5 protein-coding genes are annotated in these 3914 nt (G+C 67.7%); 4 read left to right on the forward strand and 1 reads right to left on the reverse strand.

The window, feature by feature from the left end; translation table 11 throughout:
- Positions 1–169: 169 nt before the first annotated feature.
- Complete coding sequence (locus tag FKP22_RS23470) at positions 170–1288, reverse strand: BMP family ABC transporter substrate-binding protein (protein WP_141290090.1); 1119 nt, start codon at positions 1286–1288, stop codon at positions 170–172.
- Between the two features lie 340 nt (positions 1289–1628).
- Here FKP22_RS23470 and FKP22_RS23475 point away from each other — a divergent pair, with 340 nt between their 5' ends.
- From FKP22_RS23475 to FKP22_RS23490, 4 genes are all read left to right on the forward strand, one after another.
- Positions 1629–2012 carry a c-type cytochrome gene (locus FKP22_RS23475; RefSeq protein ID WP_141290091.1) on the forward strand — a complete coding sequence of 128 codons (384 nt, stop codon included), beginning with the start codon at positions 1629–1631 and terminating at the stop codon, positions 2010–2012.
- 83 nt (positions 2013–2095) lie between these two features.
- On the forward strand, positions 2096–2986 hold the full coding sequence (locus tag FKP22_RS23480; protein ID WP_141290092.1) for a metallophosphoesterase family protein: 891 nt from the start codon (positions 2096–2098) through the stop codon (positions 2984–2986).
- A complete protein-coding gene (locus FKP22_RS23485; protein WP_141290093.1) occupies positions 2983–3336 on the forward strand; it encodes a cupredoxin domain-containing protein in 354 nt (117 codons plus the stop codon). Before FKP22_RS23480 ends, FKP22_RS23485 begins: the two co-directional genes overlap by 4 nt.
- A gap of 9 nt (positions 3337–3345) precedes the next feature.
- Complete coding sequence (locus tag FKP22_RS23490) at positions 3346–3873, forward strand: sigma-70 family RNA polymerase sigma factor (RefSeq protein WP_141290094.1); 528 nt, start codon at positions 3346–3348, stop codon at positions 3871–3873.
- Positions 3874–3914: the final 41 nt, after the last annotated feature.

Genomic DNA, 3914 nt, shown 5'->3' on the forward strand with positions numbered 1-3914 from the left:
GTGGCCGCCCAGCCAGACGAACAGGCCGAACAGCAGCAGCGCGCCGGCCAGCGCCAGCACCGGCAGGGCGATGTTTTCAGCGCTGGCATGCCAGGGCCGGGGTGCAGCGGACATGGGAATCTCCCTGGACTGCGCGGCGCCGCAAGGCCTGCGGCGCCATGGATGAAGCTCAGACTTTTCCGACGACGCCGGCGACGAGGTAGTTCATGCCTTCCAGCTCGGCATCGGTCTGCTTGAAGACCTTGCCCTTGGGGATCACGACCTTGCCGGTGTTGTCCTTCAGCTCGCCCTTGAAGATGTCGAACGTGCCGGCCATCATCGAAGCGCGCACGGTCTCAGCCTGCTTCTTCGCGGGCTCCGGCACCATCGCGCCATAGGGCGAGGACTTCACGAAACCATCCTTGAGGCCGCCGCGCACGAAGTTCGGGTGCGGCTTGCCGGTCTTGGCGGCGTCGATGATCTGCTTGTAGGCCGTGGTCCAGTTCCACTCGGCGCCGGTCAGGTACGCGGCCGGGGCCAGCTTGGCCTGCGAGGCGTGGTAACCGCAGACGAACTTGCCGCGCTTGGCGGCGGTCTCGACGATCACCTTGGGCCCGTCCACGTGCATCGTGAACACGTCGATGCCCTGGTCGGCCAGGCTGTTGGTGGCTTCGGCTTCCTTGACCGGCATGGACCAGTCGCCAGTGAAGATCACCGTGGTGGTGATATCCGGGTGCACGCTTTGCGCGCCCAGCGTGAAGGCGTTGATGTTGCGCAGCACCTGCGGGATGGGCTTGGCCGCCACGAAGCCGAGCTTCTTGCTCTTGGTCATGTGGCCGGCGATCACGCCGTTGAGGTACTGGGCTTCGTCGATGTAGCCGAAGAAGCTGCCGGTGTTGGTCGGGTGCTTGCCTGCTGTCCACATGCCGCCGCAATGGGCGAAGCGCACGTCCGGGAACTTGGCGGCCATGGCCAGCATGTGCGGGTCGAAGTAGCCGAAGGAGGTGGGGAAGATCAGCTTTGCGCCGTCCTGCGAAATCATGCCCTGCATGGTCTTCTGCACCGCGGTGGTCTCGGGCACGTTCTCTTCTTCCACCACCTTGATGCCGGGCCACTTCTTGACCTGGGCCACCGCCTCGGCGTGCGCCTGGTTGTAGCCGTAGTCGTCCTTGGCGCCCACGTAGATGAAGCCCACGGTGAGCGGTGCATCGGCCGCCAGGGCCAGGTCGCCGAGGCTCAGGGCGCCCAGCCCCACGCCGGTGTGCTTGATCCATTGCCTGCGGTTCCAGTGCGCGTGCTGCTGCGTCATCAAAAGCTCCAGAAGGTGGGTAGACAAGCCGACCGACACACCACAGCGCCTTCCCCGCACTGCCTTGGTGTTCGGATTGAAGTTCTAGCTGGTATACAAGCAATCTGCAGGCCAGCCCTGGCGAACCCGACCGCTGCCGCGTGTTCCCGGGGCGTGGCCTTTGAGTGGCCTGTTTGGGCCCTGAAACGCGCACGCCGCCAGTGCACTGGCGAGGGTCGTGCCGGGGCTGGCACGGTGCGCCGCACCGGCGGCGTGCAGCTTGGGCGGGAATGAACCGGAGGGCGCGGCGGTAAGGCATGGGGAGGCGGACACACCGTCTGCCGCAGCCACCGGAACCGCCATGTCCCCAAGCCGTCGCTTCACTGTCTTTCCGCTGTTGCTGGCCTTGTTGCCGGCCGTTGCCTCCGCCGTGGGCGACGCCGAGCACGGCCGCCAGCTCTACCAGGCACGCTGCACCGCCTGCCATTCCGTTGCCTACAACGGCGTGGGCCCGGCGCACCAGGGCGTGTTCGGCCGGGCGCCGGGCTCGGCGCCCGGCTTTGCCTATTCACCTGCGCTGAGTGCGCTGAAGGCCACCGGGGGCGTGTGGACCGAAGCCACGCTGGACCGCTGGCTGAGCGACCCGGAGCGCTTCGCACCCGGCCAGCGCATGGGCGTCAGCGTGCCGGAAGCACAGGACCGGGCCGACCTGATCGCCTACCTGAAGACGCTCTCCGCGCATTGAGTGGTGCCGCCGACGGAATAAACCGGGCGGCGCGCCGGTAAGGCATGGCAGGACCCCCAACTCCCTTGCTCAGGAGCCTTCGAATGCAACGACGTGACTTCCTCCACCTGGCCGCCGCAGGCGGCGGCGCGGTCTTCGCCTCCGGCCTGGCCGGCTGTGCAGGCATGCAGACCGCCGGCGCCGCGACTGGCAGCGACTTCTATTTCGTCCAGCTCTCCGACAGTCACTGGGGCTACGAAGGCCCCGCCAACCCGGATGCGCGCGGCACGCTAACCAAGGCCGTGGCGGCAGTCAACGCCTTGGCCGAGCCGCCGGCCTTCATCGTCTTCACCGGCGACCTGACGCACACCACCGACGACCCTGCCGAGCGCCGCCGCCGCATGACCGAGTTCAAGGCCATCGTCGCCGGGCTGAAGGTGCCGGTGGTGCACTTCATGCCCGGCGAACACGACGCTTCGCTGGACCGTGGCGCCGCGTTCCAGGAAATGTTCGGCCCCACGCACTACAGCTTCGACCACCAGGGCGTGCACTTCATCGCGCTGGACAATGTCTCCGACCCCGGCGCGAAGATCGGCGAAGAACAGCTTGCCTGGCTCAAGGCCGACCTGGCCGGCCGCGACCCGCAGGCCCCGCTGGTCGTGCTGACCCACCGCCCGCTGTTCGACCTGGCGCCGCAGTGGGACTGGGCGACGCGCGACGGCGCGCAGGCGATTGCACTGCTGATGCCGTTCCAGCACGTCACCGTGTTCTACGGCCACATCCACCAGGCGCTGCACCGCATGACCGGCCACATCGCCCACCACTCGGCCCAGTCGCTGATCTTCCCGTTGCCGGTGCCCGGCTCGCAGGACAAGCGCACGCCGCTGCCCTGGAACCCGGCTGCGCCTTACCAGGGCCTGGGCTGGCGCCAGGTCGAGGCCGAGCAGAAGGGCCTGCAGTACGACATCGCCGATCTGCCGGTGGCGAAGGCATGAGCGGCGTGGACAGGAGATTTGTGTTGCTTGGGGGTGCCGTCTTGCTTGCCGGCGTGGCAGGTGCCCAGTCTGGGCCTCGCGCAATCCGCATCGTCGCCAGGCGCTTCCAGTACGAGCCTGCCGAAATCCCGCTGAAGGCCGGCGAGGCGGTGCTGCTGGAGCTGCAGGCGCTGGACTTCACGCATGGCTTCAACGTGCCGGCGCTGAATCTGCGGGCCGACCTGGTGCCGGGCCAGATCGTCAAGCTGGAGATCCGCCCCACCGCGCCCGGCAAGATCGATTTCCTCTGCGACAACTTCTGCGGCGATGGCCACGAGGAAATGAATGGCCGTTTCATCGTCAGTGCGTAGCATGTCCACATGAACCGCCGCCAGGTCTTCGAGCAACAGGTGATGCCGCACCTGGACGCCGGCTACAACCTGGCGCGCTGGCTACTGCGCGACGCCCAGGCGGCGGACGACGCGCTGCAGGAAGCCGCGATGCGCGCGTTCCGCTACCTCGACTCGCTCAAAGGTGACGAAGCGCGACCTTGGCTGCTGGGCATCGTGCGCAACACCTGCCGCACGCAGCTGGCGCGCCAGCAGAACGGCCCGATGCTGCTGGAGTTCGACGAAGCCGTCTTCGCCGCCGAACTGCGCGCTCCGGCGAGCGGCGAGCCGCAGCAGCAGTTGCAGCGTAGCCGCCTGCAGCACGAGGTGGACGCGGCCATCCGAGCACTCTCGCCACCGCTGCGCGAAGTGATCGTGCTGCGCGAGCTGGAAGAGCTGGCCTATGCCGACATCGCCCGCATCGTCGACGTGCCGGTCGGCACCGTGATGTCTCGCCTGTCCCGCGCCCGCGGCAAACTGCGCGAAGTCCTGGCCGCCCACCGGATGGACCCTTCATGACGCCGGATCCGCATCACCCTCCCGAAGACGAGCCGGACGCC

The sequence above is a fragment of the Ideonella azotifigens genome (assembly GCF_006519715.1).
GTDB lineage: Bacteria > Pseudomonadota > Gammaproteobacteria > Burkholderiales > Burkholderiaceae_C > Ideonella > Ideonella azotifigens.

Bases quoted from the DNA above. Each gene is read 5' to 3' on its own strand.
- FKP22_RS23480 (WP_141290092.1), top strand. From the start codon at position 2,096: ATGCAACGACGTGACTTCCTCCACCTGGCCGCCGCAGGCGGCGGCGCG.
- FKP22_RS23470 (WP_141290090.1), bottom strand. From the start codon at position 1,288: ATGACGCAGCAGCACGCGCACTGGAACCGCAGGCAATGGATCAAGCAC.
- FKP22_RS23490 (WP_141290094.1), top strand. From the start codon at position 3,346: ATGAACCGCCGCCAGGTCTTCGAGCAACAGGTGATGCCGCACCTGGAC.
- FKP22_RS23485 (WP_141290093.1), top strand. From the start codon at position 2,983: ATGAGCGGCGTGGACAGGAGATTTGTGTTGCTTGGGGGTGCCGTCTTG.
- FKP22_RS23475 (WP_141290091.1), top strand. From the start codon at position 1,629: ATGTCCCCAAGCCGTCGCTTCACTGTCTTTCCGCTGTTGCTGGCCTTG.